At 67.8% G+C, this 15,454-nt stretch carries 7 protein-coding genes; 3 read left to right on the forward strand and 4 right to left on the reverse strand.

The annotated features are described in order from the left end of the window. Nucleotides 1-45 precede the first annotated feature (45 nt). Together AC1DYU_RS20865 and AC1DYU_RS20870 are read right to left on the reverse strand one after the other, a co-directional pair. The gene (locus AC1DYU_RS20865) at nt 46-1,041 is read right to left on the reverse strand and encodes a tripartite tricarboxylate transporter substrate binding protein (protein ID WP_158483351.1); all 996 of its coding nucleotides are present in this window, start codon (nt 1,039-1,041) and stop codon (nt 46-48) included. Between the two features lie 125 nt (nt 1,042-1,166). Then, on the reverse strand, nt 1,167-2,615 hold the full coding sequence (locus AC1DYU_RS20870; protein ID WP_476793285.1) for a serine protease family protein: 1,449 nt from the start codon (nt 2,613-2,615) through the stop codon (nt 1,167-1,169). 262 nt (nt 2,616-2,877) lie between these two features. Between AC1DYU_RS20870 and AC1DYU_RS20875 the strand changes: the two genes are divergently transcribed. Then, nucleotides 2,878-8,133: an alpha-2-macroglobulin family protein gene (locus AC1DYU_RS20875; protein ID WP_476793286.1), complete on the forward strand. Its 5,256-nt coding sequence runs from the start codon at nt 2,878-2,880 to the stop codon at nt 8,131-8,133. Between the two features lie 117 nt (nt 8,134-8,250). Continuing rightward, nucleotides 8,251-10,347 (forward strand): penicillin-binding protein 1C, encoded by a 2,097-nt coding sequence (gene pbpC / locus AC1DYU_RS20880; protein ID WP_476793287.1) that lies wholly within the window; start codon nt 8,251-8,253, stop codon nt 10,345-10,347. A 129-nt stretch (nt 10,348-10,476) separates the two neighbouring features. Here pbpC and AC1DYU_RS20885 read toward each other — a convergent pair whose 3' ends face one another. Then, nucleotides 10,477-13,563, reverse strand: coding sequence for an efflux RND transporter permease subunit (locus tag AC1DYU_RS20885; RefSeq protein WP_476793288.1), 3,087 nt, complete (start codon nt 13,561-13,563; stop codon nt 10,477-10,479). After that, nucleotides 13,560-14,675, reverse strand: a complete 1,116-nt coding sequence (locus AC1DYU_RS20890; RefSeq protein WP_476793289.1) for an efflux RND transporter periplasmic adaptor subunit — start codon at nt 14,673-14,675, stop codon at nt 13,560-13,562. Before AC1DYU_RS20890 ends, AC1DYU_RS20885 begins: the two co-directional genes overlap by 4 nt. A 66-nt stretch (nt 14,676-14,741) precedes the next feature. Here AC1DYU_RS20890 and AC1DYU_RS20895 point away from each other — a divergent pair, with 66 nt between their 5' ends. After that, a complete protein-coding gene (locus AC1DYU_RS20895; protein WP_476793290.1) occupies nt 14,742-15,419 on the forward strand; it encodes a TetR/AcrR family transcriptional regulator in 678 nt (225 codons plus the stop codon). Nucleotides 15,420-15,454: the final 35 nt, after the last annotated feature.

Raw genomic sequence — 15,454 nt, forward strand, 5'->3', positions numbered from 1 at the left:
GACGCCGGAGAGCCGAAGCCCTCCGGCGCCGGTGAAGCGGAAACGTCAGGCCTTGGCCAGGCCGGCCGCCTTCATCGCAGACGCCATCGCCTTGTCGCTCTCGTCCATGAACTTCGCGAAGCCCGCGCCGTCGGCGAACTTCATGCCGAAGCCGCGCGAATTCATGAACTCGCTGTACTCCTTGGCCTCGAAGGCCTTCTTCAGCGAGGCGGTGACCTTGGCCTGGATCTCGGCCGGCATGCCCTTTGGCCCGCCGATGCCGCGCCAGGCGCCCACGGAGTAGTTGATGCCGAGGGTCTCGTTCAGGGTCGGCACATCCTTGAACATTGGATTGCGCGCCTCGGCCATGATGGCGAGCGCCTTCGCCTTGCCGGCGTCGATCATGGCGCGCGCTTCCGGCACCGAGCAGGTGACGATGTCGATGCCGCCGGCCGCCAGATCCTGCATGCCCGGCGCAGCGCCGTTGGACGGCACCCAGGCGACATGGTCAGGCTTCAGGCCCATGGCGACGAGCCAGCCGATCAGTGCCAGATGCCAGATGCCGCCCTGCCCGGTGCCGGACGCCTTCATCTTGCCGGGAGGCGCAGCCTTGATCGCATCGGCCAGCGCCTTGATGTCCTTGTAGGGGCTCGACGCAGAGACCTGCACACCCGGCGGATCCTCGTTCATCAGGCCGAGCGCCGCGTAGTTGGTCGGCTTGAGCTCGGTCAGGCCCTGATGGTGCATCATGGCGATCTCGACCGTCAGCATACCGATCGTGTAGCCGTCGGGCGCCGCGGTGGCGATCGCCGAGTGCCCGACGACGCCCGAGCCGCCGGTACGGTTGACCACGTTGAAGGGCTGGCCGAGCTCCTTCTCCATGAGCTGGGCGACGATGCGCGCCGTCGCATCCGTGCCGCCGCCCGCGCCCCAAGGGCAGATCATCGTGACGGGCCGCGTCGGCCACTGCGCCTGCGCGATGGCCGGCTTCGCGATCAGGCCCGCCGCACCGATGGCAGCCGTCCCTTTGAGGACGCCACGCCTGCTGATGATGTCGTTCATTGTCGTTCCTCTCCCTAAATCGATTTAGCGTTGAGCGCTCCTCGTGCTGAAACGGGGCGCTCTTGTGCAGACAGCCGTATCTGAGCCGATTGTCGCGGCGGAGACAACTGGGCTTTCGGAGATTCCTACAATCCGCAGACGATCGGCAGGACGGATTTGGCGACCTTGTCGACCACCGCCCCTGTGCTGAGATCGGGACCCGCCACGGCGACGGCCGGCGTGAACCCGGCACGGCCCAGAACGCCCTGCAAGGCCGCCCCATCCGCAACCGCATAGGAGCGCTGCGGCGCGACGCCAGCGATCAGCACCTTGTCGGACGGGTTGGCGGTGACGACCCCCGCGAGCCGGCCCTGACGGTCGAAGAGAGGGCTGCCTGCCTGCCCCGGCTGAAGCGGTGCGAACACCGCCGCATTGGCGCCGATACGCACGCCCTGCCCGGGCAGCGCGACGGCGGCGCGCTTGCCGCTTTCGTCGCCAAACGCGACGAGTACGAGCTGTTCACGTTCACCCGGCGTCTCGGCGCGGACACCCGGCGCCACGAAGGCCGGGCCACCCTCGACATCGAGCAAGGCGAGCCCGCCCTCCGCCGCTCCGCGCAACTTGGCCGTGCGGCCGCTGACGCGCAGCGACCGGCAGCCCTCGACGCCCGAGGCCGCCGTCACCACGACGCGATCGGCCACCGCGAGCCCGACGCCGTAGCGCTCCGTGACCCGCGCCGGCACGGTCGGCACGATCGCGGCCGGCGTGGATGCGGAGGATGGCGCGGACGCGATCGCCGATGCAGCCGGCATCGGCCCGGTCGGAAACGGATCGAAGCTCGACGCGATGGCGATCACCAGCTTGTCGATCGTGCCCGACAGCGCCTTGTCATAGCCGATCGAGAAGCCGCGCAGGCCGGACGGCCCGGCCGCCAGCCGGCGGTAGAACTTGCCCGTCGGGGTTTCGCCGGTGACGACGAAGAAATCCGGCCGCAGCAGCTTGTAGGTGATCTTTCGCGTCGGATTGTTCGGGGTCGGCACTGTGGCCTTCTCGAAGACGGCCTCCAGCGTCTCTCCGGGCGGCGTCGACGAGGTATCGAGCGTGACCTTGCCGTCCTCGCTCTGCCAGCGGCTGCCGGACGGTGAGACGTCGCGCTTCGGCAGGATTTTGGCGGGTATTCCGATGCGCACGCCGGTCTTGTCGTCGGCCTGCAGCCGGAAACCTGCCGCATCGCGCGATGCTTGCGCCGCCTGCGCCAGACCGCGCCGCTCGGCTGGGTTCAGCATGCCGTCGGGCGCGCCCCGCGCGGCGGCCTTCAGCACGTTGATCGCCCGGAAGGTCAGCGGACCATAGGAACCGCTGGCGGCACCGTTGAAATGGCCGGTCCAGATCAGATCGGTCTGGATCGCCTTGCGCTCCGCTTCGGGCAGGCTCTCGAAACTCGTCTGCGCGGCCGCGAGCTGGGGATTGGGCGCGGCCGCGGGCACTGGAGCCTGGGCCTGCGCGTTTGCAAGCGGTACGCCCAACAGAGCAAGCGCCAACGCGACGGCACGGACCTGCTTGGTGCGGGAATGAGGCAGACGGGCGCGCAACATGGGTTTCGTCCTCGAAGTTGGGCGAAGCGGCGCCATTGAGCGTCAGAACGGCCCGCGCCGCAACTGCGGATGCTGAGATTCGCGCGGCGATAGGATCCGCAACGCCGATCTCGCGACGACCTTCATTCGCATGACTTGAACGCGCGCGACGCAGTGATAGCCTGCCGCCCGGTCTCACCCCGTGATGATGGGCTGATGCGTTGTCCGCCGACGCCGTCGGACGGACCCGACGCAGAGGCGGACCAGACCTAGAGGAACGACGATGACCCTGCTCGCCCGTCTTGCGCTCCTCCTCGGCCTCACCCTCGCAGCCCATCCGGCCCTGGCCCAGAAGGCGTATGTCCGCAACGATCTCGCCGCCGACGGGCAGCGGCTCGAAGAGCGCCTCAAGCGCGAGGTCTCGAGCACCCGCCCCGCCGCGGACGCCCTGCGCGCTGGCGAGGCGGCTCTCGCCCGCGGCGATGCCCGCGCCGCCCTGCCCCAGGCCAATGCCGCCGTCGTCGCAGAACCCGCCAACGCGGCCGGCTGGCGCCTGATGGCGCGCGCCGCCAACGCGATCGAGCCGCGCGACTATCGCGAGCGCTGGGAGCTGCGCGAGCGCGCCATCAGCGCCGCCTACCTCGCCTATCAGCGCTCGACCAGCCGCAACGACGAAGCCGGCTCACTGGGGGTACTCGCTCGCCTTTTCGAGAAGAACGAACTCTGGCGCCCGGCGCTGACGACCTACCGGCTCAGCCTCGACCTCGTCGACAACGCCTCGCTGCGCACCGCCTATGAGGAATTGCGCGGTCAGCGCGGCTTCCGCCTGACCGGTAACAAGGTTGATGCTGACGCGGCCTCGCCGCGCGCCTGCTTCGAGTTCTCCGAACCCCTCGCCCGCGGCCGCGTCGATTTCGCGCCTTACGTCGCGATCTCCGGCGGCAAAGGCGATTTCGCCGTGTCGGCCGAGGACAAGCAGATCTGCGTCGACGGCCTGCGCCATGGCGAGCGCTACGCCTTCGTCATCCGCCAGGGCGTGCCCTCCGCGATCCCCGATGAGAAGCTGCTGAAATCGGCAGATTACGAGGTCTATGTCCGCGACCGCACGCCGTCCGTCCGCTTCACCGGCAAGAACTACGTCCTGCCGCGCACCGGCCAGCAGGGCGTGCCGGTCGTCTCGGTCAATGCCGACCGTCTCGACCTCGAAGTCATGCGCATCGGCGACCGCAACCTGATCAACTCGGTCCATTCCGACGACTTTCTTGGCCAGCTCGGCGCCTACCAGTCGAAACAGATTGCCGCCGACAAGGGCCAGAGCGTCTGGACCGGCTCGATGGAGGTGAAGTCCGAGCTCAACAAGGACGTCGTCACCGCCTTCCCGGTGGTCGAGGCGGTCGGCAGCCTCAAGCCCGGCGTCTATGTGATGTTCGCCAAGCCGACCGGCGGCAAGGCCGCCGCGCCGGTCTCCGATGGTGACGGCGATGGCGACTATGGCGACGGCACGACGCGGGCGACGCAGTGGTTCGTCGTCTCCGATCTCGGCCTGACCTCGTTCTCCGGCCCCGATGGCGTGCATGTGCTGGTGCGCTCGCTCGCCGACGCCTCGCCCGTCGCCAATGCGGAACTGCGCCTGCTCGCCCGCAACAACGAGGTGCTGGCGACCGTCCGCTCCGATGCCAACGGCTATGCCCGCTTCGATGCCGGCCTCGCCAAGGGCCAGGGCGGCAATGCACCGGGCATCGTCACCGCCTCACTCTCGGAAGATTACGGCTTCCTCGATCTGAAGCAGACGGCGTTCGATCTCTCCGATCGCGGCGTCAAGGGCCGCGTCGCCCCCGCCGGGCTCGATGCCTTCCTCTACACCGAGCGCGGCGTCTATCGCTCGGGCGAGACCGTCTACCTCACCGCCCTGCTGCGCGATGCGCGCGGCGCCGCCGTCACGGGCCTGCCGCTGACGCTCTCCGTCAAGCGACCCGACGGCGTCGAATACCGCCGCCGCCAGGTCGAGGACCAGGGCGCCGGCGGACGGGCCCATTCGATCCCGCTCCTCTCGGGCGCCGCGACCGGAACCTGGCGGGTCCAGGCCTATGCCGACCCGAAGGGCCCGGCGATCGGCGAGGTCTCCTTCCTCGTCGAAGACTATGTCCCCGAGCGTCTCGAACTGACGCTGGCGCCCAAGGCGCCCGTGCTCCAGGCGGGCGAGCCGGCCGAGATCAACGTCACCGCCCGCTATCTCTATGGCGCGCCGGGCTCAGGCCTCGACGTCACCGGCTCGATGACGATCCGCGCCGCCGGACAGTCGGCCATTCCCGGCTTTGCCGGCTATCAGGTCGGCCTGACCGACGAGGACTTCCAGCCCGTCCAGTCCGAATTCGAGGAGAGCACCACGACCGACGCCGCCGGCAAGGTCACGGTGAGCAACCCGGTCGCGCAGCCGGAGACCAATCGCCCGCTCGAAGCCGAGTTCACTATCCGCGTCGGCGAACCCGGCGGCCGCGCCATCGCCCGCTCCGTGACCATGCCGATCGTGCCCAAGGGCGCGGCCATCGGCGTCCGGAAGGCGTTCAAGGACGGCGAGATCGGCAACGGCCAGACCGCGACCTTCGACGTGATCATGGCGAATGGCGACGGCCGGCGCCTCGCGCGGCCGGGCGTGAAATGGACCCTGTCCAAGGTCACCCGCAGCTACCAGTGGTTCTTCCAGGATGGGCGCTGGAACTTCGAGGGCGTGAAATCGACCCGCCGCATCGCCGATGGTGAGGTCGCGGTGACGGAAGCCGCTGTGGCCCGCATCGCCGCGCCGGTGCAATGGGGCAATTACCGCCTCGACGTCGCCGCCGACGGCCCCGATGCGACCGAGACCTCCGTCTCCTTCAGCGTCGGCTACGAGGCCGACAAAACAGCCGAAACGCCCGATGTGCTCGACGTCGCCCTCGACAAGGCGGCTTACGCCGATGGCGAGAGCCTGCAGGTGCGCCTCGCGCCGCGCTTCGCCGGCAAGGCGACGCTGGCCGTGATCAGCGACCGCGTCACCGATATCCGCACCATCGACATCGCGCCCGGCGGCACCACCGCCAGCATCCCGGTCAAAGCGGAATGGGGCGCCGGCGCCTATCTCGTCGTGCTCGCGCACCGCCCGATGGACACAGCCGCCCAGCGCCTGCCCGGCCGCGCCATCGGCCTGTCCTGGTTTGCGATCGGCAAGGAAAGCCGCACGCTGGCGCTCGATCTCGGCGCGCCCAATCTGGTGCGGCCGCTCTCGACCTTGTCGCTTCCGGTCAAGGTCACCGGCGCGCGTGCCGGCGAGGAGGCTTTCGTCACGGTCGCGGCCGTCGATGTCGGCATCCTCAACCTGACCCGCTTCGAGAGCCCCGATCCGAGCAAATTCTTCTTCGGTCAGCGCCAGATCGGCCACGAACTGCGCGACCTCTACGGCTATCTGATCGACGGCATGCAGGGCGTGCGCGGCGCGATCCGCACCGGTGGCGATGGCGCCCCCGCGCTCGAAGGCGAGAAGCCGACGCAGGAGCCGGTCGCGCGCTATTCCGGCGTGGTCAAGGTCGGCCCCGACGGCGTCGCCAAGATCGATTTCGCACTGCCGGCCTTCAACGGCTCGCTGCGGGTCATGGCGGTCGCTTGGTCGGCCGGCCGTACCGGCCAGGCCAGCACCGACGTGATCGTGCGCGATCAGGTCGTGGCGCAGGCGACGCTGCCGCGCTTCCTCGCCATCGGCGACCAGTCGCGCTTCCATCTCGCCATCGACAATGTCGAGGGTCCGGCCGGCGCTTACGTCGTCGATCTCGACGTGCGCGGCCCTGTCCTGGTCGCCGCCGATGCGACGCGGCGCACGATCCAGCTCGCGGCCGGCGCCAAGGCGCAGATGACGATCCCCGTCACCGCGGCAGGCCTGGGCCGCGCCGAGTTCGATGTCCGTATCACCGGGCCGGGCGGCGTCGGAACCGTGCAGAACCTCGCGGTGCGCGTGCAGCCTTCCGCCAACACGATCGCTCGCCGGATTGTGCGCCCGATCCCCGGCAATGGCGGCGCGATCACGATCTCGTCCGACCTGATGGCCGATCTGGTGCCGAACTCCGGCCAGGTCTCCGTCTCGGTCTCGCCGCTCGCCTCGCTCGACGTGCCGGCTCTGCTCCAGGCGCTCGACCGCTACCCCTATGGCTGCACCGAGCAGACGGTGAGCCGCGCCTTGCCGCTATTGCACGTCAACCGGCTCGCCTCGCTCGAACATCTGGCGCTCGACGCCAATGCCGACGAGCGCGTCCAGAACGCGATCGAGCGCGTCCTGGGACGGCAGGGTGCCAACGGCTCCTTCGGGCTCTGGGGTGTCGGTGGCGACGATCTCTGGCTCGACGCCTTCACCGCTGACTTCCTGACCCGGGCCCGCGAGCGCCAGTTCGCCGTGCCGCAGACGGCCTTCAACCTCGCGCTCGACCGCCTGCGCAACCAGGTCGTCAACACCGGCGAGATCGTCAAGGAAGAAGCGGCCGGCATCGCCTATGCGCTCTATGTGCTGGCCCGTAACGGCCGGCCGGTGATGGGCGATCTGCGCTACCTCGCCGACAACAAGCTCGCCGATTTCGGCACGCCGTTGGCCCGCGCCCAGATCGGCGCGGCGCTCTCGGCGCTGGGCGATCGCGGTCGCGGCCGCGCCGCCTTCACCAGCGCGCTCGCCGGCCTGCAGGAGCGCGGCGACGACAGCCTGTCGCGGCCCGACTACGGCTCGCGCCTGCGTGACGGCGCGGCCGTGCTGGCCCTGATCGCCGAATCCTCGGGCGAGCGTGCCGACATCACCCGCGCCGCCGCCGTGCTCGACAGCGCCCGCAACAGCTCGCGCTACACCTCGACGCAGGAGCAGATGTGGATGGTGCTGGCGGCGCAGGCCATGGCGAAGGATGCCGAGGGCATGTCGCTAACTGTCGATGGCGCCGAGCGCAAGGGTCCGCTTTACCGCACGATCTCCGCCGAGGCGCTGGAGGGCAAGCTGCTCACCGTCGCCAATCCCGGCGCGGCCAGCGCCCAGGCGGTCATCACCGTGTCGGGCATCCCGACGAGCCCCGAGCCCGCCCTGAATCAGGGCTTCGGCCTCGAGCGGGTGATCTACACGATGAAGGGCGAGCGGGCCGATCCCGCCCGCCTGCGCCAGAACGAGCGCTATGTCGTGGCGCTCACGGTGACGGAACCCACGAGCCGCTATGGCCGCCTGCTGCTGGTCGATCCTGTCCCCGCCGGGCTCGAGATCGAGAACGCCAAGCTTACCGAAGGCGCCACGGTCGCCGGGCTCGACTGGCTGAAGCAGGAGGTCTACCCGGTCCATACCGAAGCGCGCGACGACCGCTATGTCGCGGCCTTCGAGCGGCTCGGCGGCTCCAGCCAGAAGCTCGTCTATACGGTCGCCTATATCGCGCGCGCCGTCTCGCCCGGCCGCTATGTCGCGCCGGCCGCCGTGATCGAGGACATGTACCGGCCTGACAAGTTTGGGCGGACGGCGTTCGGCACGGTCGATATCGCGTCAGCGCGGTGACAACGAAGGAATAGCCGAAGCGTGTTCAGGAAGCGCATGGGACGGGCGTCATTCTCGGGCGAAGCGCAGCGCAGACCCGAGAATCTCGATCAGGAGATGCTCGGGTCAAGCCCGAGCATGACGGCGCGACCTTACCGCTTCCGCAAGCTGAAGATCGCCGCCGCATCCTGCGCACTGCTCGTCACCGCTGCCACTGCCGCCCTCCTCCACTATGCCTCGACCCTTCCCCCGCTCGACCTCGCCGCCGCGACCGACCGCTCCACCGTCGTGCTCGACCGTGAGGGCCGGCTGCTACGCCCCTTCCTGACGCGGGACGGACGCTGGAAGCTCCCTGTCGGCGTCGATGATGTCGATCCGCGCTATCTCGCCATGCTCAAGGCCTTCGAGGACAAGCGCTTCGACGGCCATGCCGGCATCGATCCGCTTGGCCTCGCCCGCGCCGCCGGCCAGATGCTGCTGAACGGCCGCGTCGTCTCGGGCGGCTCGACGCTGACGATGCAGGTCGCACGCCTGCTGGAACCGCGCGAGGAGCGCAACCTCGCGGCCAAGCTGAGGCAGGCGGTCCGTGCCATCGAGCTGGAGCGCCGGTTCACGAAGCCGCAGATTCTCGACCTCTACCTGACGCTCGCCCCCTTCGGCGGCAATCTCGAAGGTGTGCGGGCCGCGAGCTTCGCCTATTTCGGCAAGGAGCCGAAGCGGCTCTCGGCCGCCGAAGCGGCACTGCTCGTCGCCTTGCCGCAATCGCCGGAGACGCGCCGGCCGGATCGCTTCAACGAGTCCGCCCGCAAGGCGCGCGACCGCGTGCTCACTCGCGTCGAACGGGCAGGGCTCGCCACCGCATCCGAAGTCGCCGCAGCGCGTGAGGAGCCGCTGCCGAACGCGCGCAAGCCCTTCCCCAATCTCGCACCGCATGTCGCCGAGCAGGTCGTCGCCGAGGCGCCTGCTACGCGCCGCCACCGGCTCAGCATCGATGCCCGCCTGCAGACCGGCCTCGAAGGTCTCGCCCGCGAGCGCAGCCTGGGCCTCGCCCCGCAGGTCTCGATCGCCATTCTTGCCGTCGACAACGAGACCGGCGAGATCAGGGCCTCGGTCGGCGGCGTTGACTACTTCGCCGCCGAGCGGGCCGGCTCGCTCGACCTGACACGGGCCCTGCGCTCGCCCGGCTCGGCGCTCAAGCCCTTCATCTATGCGCTCGCCTTCGACAACGGCATCGCCCATCCCGAGACGATGCTGGAGGATCGGCCGGCTCGCTACGGCATCTATGTGCCCGAAAATTTCGACATGACCTTCCAGGGCATGGTCTCGGCCCGCAAGGCGCTGCAGTTTTCGCTCAATGTCCCCGCCGTCGAACTGCTCTCGGCACTCGGGCCACAGCGCTTCCTGTCGCGCCTGCGCGATGCCGGCATCGCCATCGCCATGCCGAAGGAGGGCGGCGCACCCGGCCTCGCCGTCGGGCTCGGCGGGCTCGGCATCACCTTGCAGGATCTGACGCGGCTTTATGTCGGGCTCGCGCGCGGCGGCGAGGTGCCGGAACTGAGGGTCAGGATAGATGACGGCCGCGACCGCGCGCCCTCGCCCCGCCTCGTGGAGCCGGTCGCAGCCTGGTACCTCGCCGACACCCTGCTCGGTGCGCCGCCGCCGCTCAATGCCGTCCCGGGCCGCATCGCCTACAAGACCGGCACCTCCTATGGCTATCGCGATGCCTGGGCGGTCGGATTCGACCGCAAGCACACGATCGGCGTCTGGGTCGGTCGTGCCGATAACGGCGCCGTGCCTGGGCTGGTCGGGCGCAGCGTCGCGGCGCCGATCCTGTTCGATGCCTTCGCCCGGATCGGGCTCGACCCGCGCCCCTTCCCGCAGCCGCCCGACACCATCGTCGCGACATCAGCGCATCTGCCGCCACCGCTGCGCCACCTGCGCCAGGACGTGCCCAAGACGATGGCCGCGATGACGACGCCGACGCTCAGGCTCGCCTTCCCGCCCGAAGGCGCCAGGATCGACCTCGGCGCCTCGGCGGCGGAGGGGCAGACGCAGCTCAACCTCAAGGTCGCGGGCGGCGTCGCGCCCTACACCTGGCTGGTCGACGGGGCGCCCGTGCTGGCGCCGACGCGGCGGCGCGAGGCCGCCTGGCAGCCACCCGGCAAGGGCTTCATGCGGATCTCAGTGATCGATGGAACCGGCGCCAGCGAAAGCGTTTCGGTGCGGCTGCAGTAGACTCGCCGCTCTGCCGTCATGGTCGGGCTTGTCCCGACCATCCACGTCTTTCGTCCTCGAGCGCTACGGCCAAGACGTGGATGCTCGCCACAAGGGGCGAGCATGACGGGAAGGTCTCCGCTTCAGCCATCACTCCGCTGCCTGCGGATGCGCTCCGTGTGCCTCATGTGCGACAGGGCCGCGGCTGCCATGCTTGGTCCGCGCGAGATAAGAGTAGGCAACCGGCACCACGTACAGGGTCAGCAGCGTACCGAAGCTCATGCCGCCGACGATGACCCAGCCGATCTGCGAGCGGCTTTCGGCACCGGCGCCATGCGCCAGCGCCAGCGGCACGGCACCGAGCACCATCGCGCCCGTCGTCATCAGGATCGGCCGCAGGCGAAGCTCGGCAGCATCGACCAGCGCTTCGATCATCTCCACGCCCTCCTCCCGAAGCTGGTTGGTGAACTCCAGGATCAGGATGCCGTGCTTGGTGATGAGGCCGACGAGCGTGATCAGGCCGATCTGGCTGTAGACGTTCATCGTGCCGCCGGTGAAGTAGAGCGCCGCCAGCGCCCCCGTGAGCGAGAGCGGCACCGAGACCATGATCACGACGGGGTCGACGAAGCTCTCGAACTGCGCCGCGAGCACGAGGTAGATGAAGCCCAGCGCCAGCAGGAAGACGATCGCGATCGAGGCGCCCGACTGCTTGAATTCGCGGCTCTGGCCGGAATAGTCGATCTGCACCGTCTTCGGCAGCACCTTGGCCGCAGCCTGATCCAGAACCGCCAGCGCATCGCCGAGCGAATAGCCCGGCGCCGGGACGGCCGTAATCGTCGCGGAACGCAGCTGGTTGAAGCGGATCAGCTCCTTGGGCGCCACGGTCTCCTCGATCTGAACGACGCTCGAGAGCTGCACGACCGCACCGCTGCGCCCCATCAGATAGATCGACTGCAAGGCCTGCGGCGTATTCCGATCCTCACCGCCGACCTGGATGACGACATCATACTGCTCGCCGTTCATGTTGAAGCGCGTGACCTGGCGGCCGCCAAGCAACGTCTCCATGGTCCGGCCGATCACATCGACGCCCACACCGAGATCGGCGGCGCGCTGCCTGTCGATCGAGACCTTGATCTGCGGCTTGTCGAGAATGAGGTTCGACTCGACATTGGTCAGCACCGGCGAGCCGGCGACCTCCGCCAGAACGGCGTCGACATAGTCCTTGATCTGGGCATAGGATTCCGACGAGCGCAGCACGAATTCGACCGGCTTGCTATTGGCGCCACCCTGCCCGAGCGAGGGCGGGTTGGTGGCAAACATCCGGATACCGGGGATCTGCGACAGGTTTCGGTTGATGTCCGCGACCATGTCCTGCTGCTTGATGGCCCGCTGCTCCCACGGCTTCAGCCGGGCGAAGGCGATGGCGCGGGTCACGTCCGGAAAGCCGACGATGACGAGATTGGTCTCCACGTCCGGGTACTTCTTGAAGAACTCCTCGGCCCGCCGCGCATATTCGGAAGTAAAGCCCATGGTCGCCCCTTCCGGCGCGACGCCGATAACCGTGAAGCTGCCGCGATCCTCGACCGGCGCAAGCTCCGAGCGCAGGTTCGTGAAGAAGTAATAGCTCCCGCCGGCGACGCCGACTGCCAGCAGAACGATCAGCGGACGCACGGACAGCGCGCCCCGCAGCGAGGCTCTGTAGCCGCGCGACAGCCCGTTGAAGCCCGCCTCGAAGACATTGTAGAGCCAGCCATGCGAACTCTCGTGCTTGAGCAGCTTGGCGCACATCATCGGGGTCAGGGTGAGCGCGACGAAGCCCGAGACCAGCACAGCCCCGGCGAGCGTCAGCGCGAACTCGATGAAGAGCTTGCCCGTGCGGCCGGTCGAGAAGGCCATCGGAGCATAGACAGCAACCAGCGTCAGGGTCATCGCGATGACGGCAAAGGCGATTTCGTTGATGCCCTTGATCGCCGCTGCGTTGGCCTCCATCCCATCCTCGATATGGCGGTGGACGTTCTCGAGCACGACGATGGCATCGTCGACGACGAGACCGATCGCCAGCACCATGGAGAGCAGCGTCAGCGTGTTCACGGTGAAGCCCAGCGCATACATCAGCGCGAACGAACCGACGAGCGAGACCGGAATCGTGACCAGCGGGATCAGCGTCGCGCGGACCGAACGCAGGAAGATGAAGATGATCAGGACGACGAGCAGAACCGCCTCGATGATCGTGCTGTAGACGGCCTGGATCGAGCGGTCGATGAACACGGAGCTGTCGTAGGAGGTCGCGATGGTCATGCCATCGGGCAGATCCTCGATGATCTCCGGGAGCGCGGTGCGGATGCCGTTGGAGACGTCGAGCGGGTTGGCGGTCGCCTGCTTGACGATACCGATGGTCACGGAAGGATTGCCGGAGAACCAGGCGGCATTGCGCTCCGCCAGGGCACCGAGCTCGACCTTGGCGACGTCGCTCAGCTTCACGGGAAAGCCGCTGACATCCTTGACGACGATTTTTTGGAACTGCTCCGGCGTCGTCAGGCCCGTCTGCGAGAGGACCGTGAACTCGCGATTGTTGCTCTCGATGCGGCCGGATGGGATCTCGACGTTCTGGGCGCGAACCGCCGCCTCGATCTCCTGAACCGTGATGTTATAAGCCGACATCCGGGCCCGATCGAGCCAGATTCGCATCGCATAGCGCCGCTCGCCGCGGATCTGCACCTCGGCGACGCCGGTGATGTTCTGCACGCGGTCGGTGATGAAGCGGTCGGCGAAATCGGTCAGCTCGAGCGGGCTATGCCGCGAACTGACCAGGGACAGAAACAGGATCGGCTGGGCGTCCGCCTCGACCTTGGCGATGATCGGCTCTTCGATCTCCGTCGGCATGCGGCCGCGCACACGGCTGACGCGGTCGCGCACGTCGGAAGCCGCGACATCGGGATCGACATCCGGCCGGAAGCGGACGGAGATGAAGCTGCGTTCCTGGCGGCTGGTCGAGGAGATGATCTCGATGCCTTCGATGCCCGCGATCGAATTCTCGAGGACCTGGGTGACCTGGGTCTCGATGATCTCCGCGCTGGCGCCGGTGTAGTCCGTCCGCACCGAGACGATCGGCTCGTCGATGTTGGGGTATTCTCGCACCGTCAGCCGCGTATAGGACACCGCGCCGATCAGCAGGACGAGCAGGCTCAGCACCGTCGACAGGACGGGGCGACGAACGAAGAGTTCGAACAGGCTCATTGTTGGGCGCTCGTCGTCGCGCCGGGCAGCGCACTCGTCTGCACCGGAGCCTGCGCGTTCTTGATCGAGACGATCGAGCCGTCGCGCAGCCGCATCTGTCCGGAGCTGACGACGATCATCTGCGGCGTCAGGCCCTTGACGATCTCGACCTTGCCCGGCAGGCGCTTGCCGAGCACGACGGCAACGCGCTTCGCCTTGCCGTTCTCGACGATGTAGACGATCTTGCCGATGCCGTCGGGCACGACAGCCGATTCAGGGATGAGCATCGCGTTCTCGCGCCGGTCGACGACGATGGTGACACGGGCGAACAGACCCGGCTTCAGCACCAGATCGGCATTGGGAACGGTGGCCCGCAGCCTGATCGCACGACCGTTGACATCGACCACCGGATCGACGGCGAAGATCCGGCCCTGGAAGTCCCGGCCCGGGACGGCATCCACCTTGAGGCTGATCGATTGTCCCAGTTTGACCTGGGCGAGAAAGATTTCGGGAACACGGAAATCGACCTTGATCGGGTCGATATTGGTCAGCGTGATCAACGTCTTGCCGACGGAAACATAATCGCCGACGCTGACCGAGCGCAGGCCGACGACGCCGTTGAAGGGTGCCATCATCGCCGACTGGGCCAGCTTAGCCTGCGAGAGCTGCACGCGCGCCTCGGCGGAAGCGAGCTTTGCGGTCGCCTCATCCAATGCGACCTGAGTGCCGACGCCGCGCTGGCTGAGTGAGCGGTTCCGCTCGAACGTGTCCCTGGCCAGGTTGAGATCGGCCTGGAGCTGCTTCAGCTCCGCATCGAGGATGGCCGTATCCAGCTTGACCAGAAGCTGGCCCTTCTCGACGCGCTCACCCTCCTTGAAGCCGAGCGCGATGACGCGGCCAGCGATCTCGGGCGCGATCACGACGGACTCGTCGGCCGCCAGGGTGCCCAGCGCCTCGACCTCCTCATTGACCGTTGCGCGCTCTATTTTCGCGACCTCGACGGGGACGCCGGCAGCGCGCGGCGCCGGCACGGCAGCTTGCGCCGGGGCGCTTGTCTGCTTGAAATGGCGATAGCCGTAATAGCCACCGCCCGCCAGGCCGATGATCAGGAGCAGATAGACAAACCGCTTCATAGAACTGGACGCTCCGGAGTTGCTTGGGTACTTTAGACTGGACGGTCCAGTTTGATAAGGGGCTCGATGGGCGGCAACATGACAGTAACGGCCGCGGCAATTTCCGCGACAGCGGCGACGGATGCAAGACGCTTGCCGTCCGACAAGTCTCGTCGGGACAAGCATCGTGCGATCACGCAGGCCGCCTCTGACATGTTCCTTGCAGAAGGTTTCGATCGCGTCACCCTGGACCAGATCGCCCAGCGCGCTGGCGTCTCCAAGCAGACGATCTACAGCCACTTCGCCGACAAGGAAGCGCTGTTCAAGGCGATCTGCAGCGAACTCACTGAAAGGCTTACGATTCCGCTGCGTAAATCAGCGGCCGAAGGCGATCTCCGAAGCACGTTGACCCGGCTTGGCGAAGATGCGCTGGCGATGATGCTGCATCCTGCCTCGCTGGATCTCCACCGCCTCGTGATGAGCGCCGCCGTCCGCTTTCCGGAACTCGGCCATGTCGCCTACGAGGCCGGGGCCATGCGCATGATCAACGACCTTTCGACATTGCTGGTGCAGCGTTCACGAATCGGTGATGGCATTGCGAAGCCTGTCGATGATGAACGTGCGCGCATCCTGGCTGAGCAATTCATCGGCATGCTGCGCGGCTTCCATCAGGTTCGCGGCCTGTTGAGCATCAAGCCGGCGACCCTGTCCGGCCGCAGCGCCTATGTTCGCGCCTGCGTCGACCTTTTGCTGCGCGGCGCCTGAAGCAGGCCGCCGACTACGGCAGCGCGAGACCACAG

Source organism: Allobosea sp. P2_B12, from assembly GCF_056404835.1.

Coding starts and splice junctions, on each gene's coding strand:
- AC1DYU_RS20890 (WP_476793289.1), bottom strand. CDS start 14,675: ATGAAGCGGTTTGTCTATCTGCTCCTGATCATCGGCCTGGCGGGCGGT.
- AC1DYU_RS20895 (WP_476793290.1), top strand. CDS start 14,742: ATGGGCGGCAACATGACAGTAACGGCCGCGGCAATTTCCGCGACAGCG.
- AC1DYU_RS20865 (WP_158483351.1), bottom strand. CDS start 1,041: ATGAACGACATCATCAGCAGGCGTGGCGTCCTCAAAGGGACGGCTGCC.
- AC1DYU_RS20875 (WP_476793286.1), top strand. CDS start 2,878: ATGACCCTGCTCGCCCGTCTTGCGCTCCTCCTCGGCCTCACCCTCGCA.
- pbpC (WP_476793287.1), top strand. CDS start 8,251: ATGACGGCGCGACCTTACCGCTTCCGCAAGCTGAAGATCGCCGCCGCA.
- AC1DYU_RS20870 (WP_476793285.1), bottom strand. CDS start 2,615: ATGTTGCGCGCCCGTCTGCCTCATTCCCGCACCAAGCAGGTCCGTGCC.
- AC1DYU_RS20885 (WP_476793288.1), bottom strand. CDS start 13,563: ATGAGCCTGTTCGAACTCTTCGTTCGTCGCCCCGTCCTGTCGACGGTG.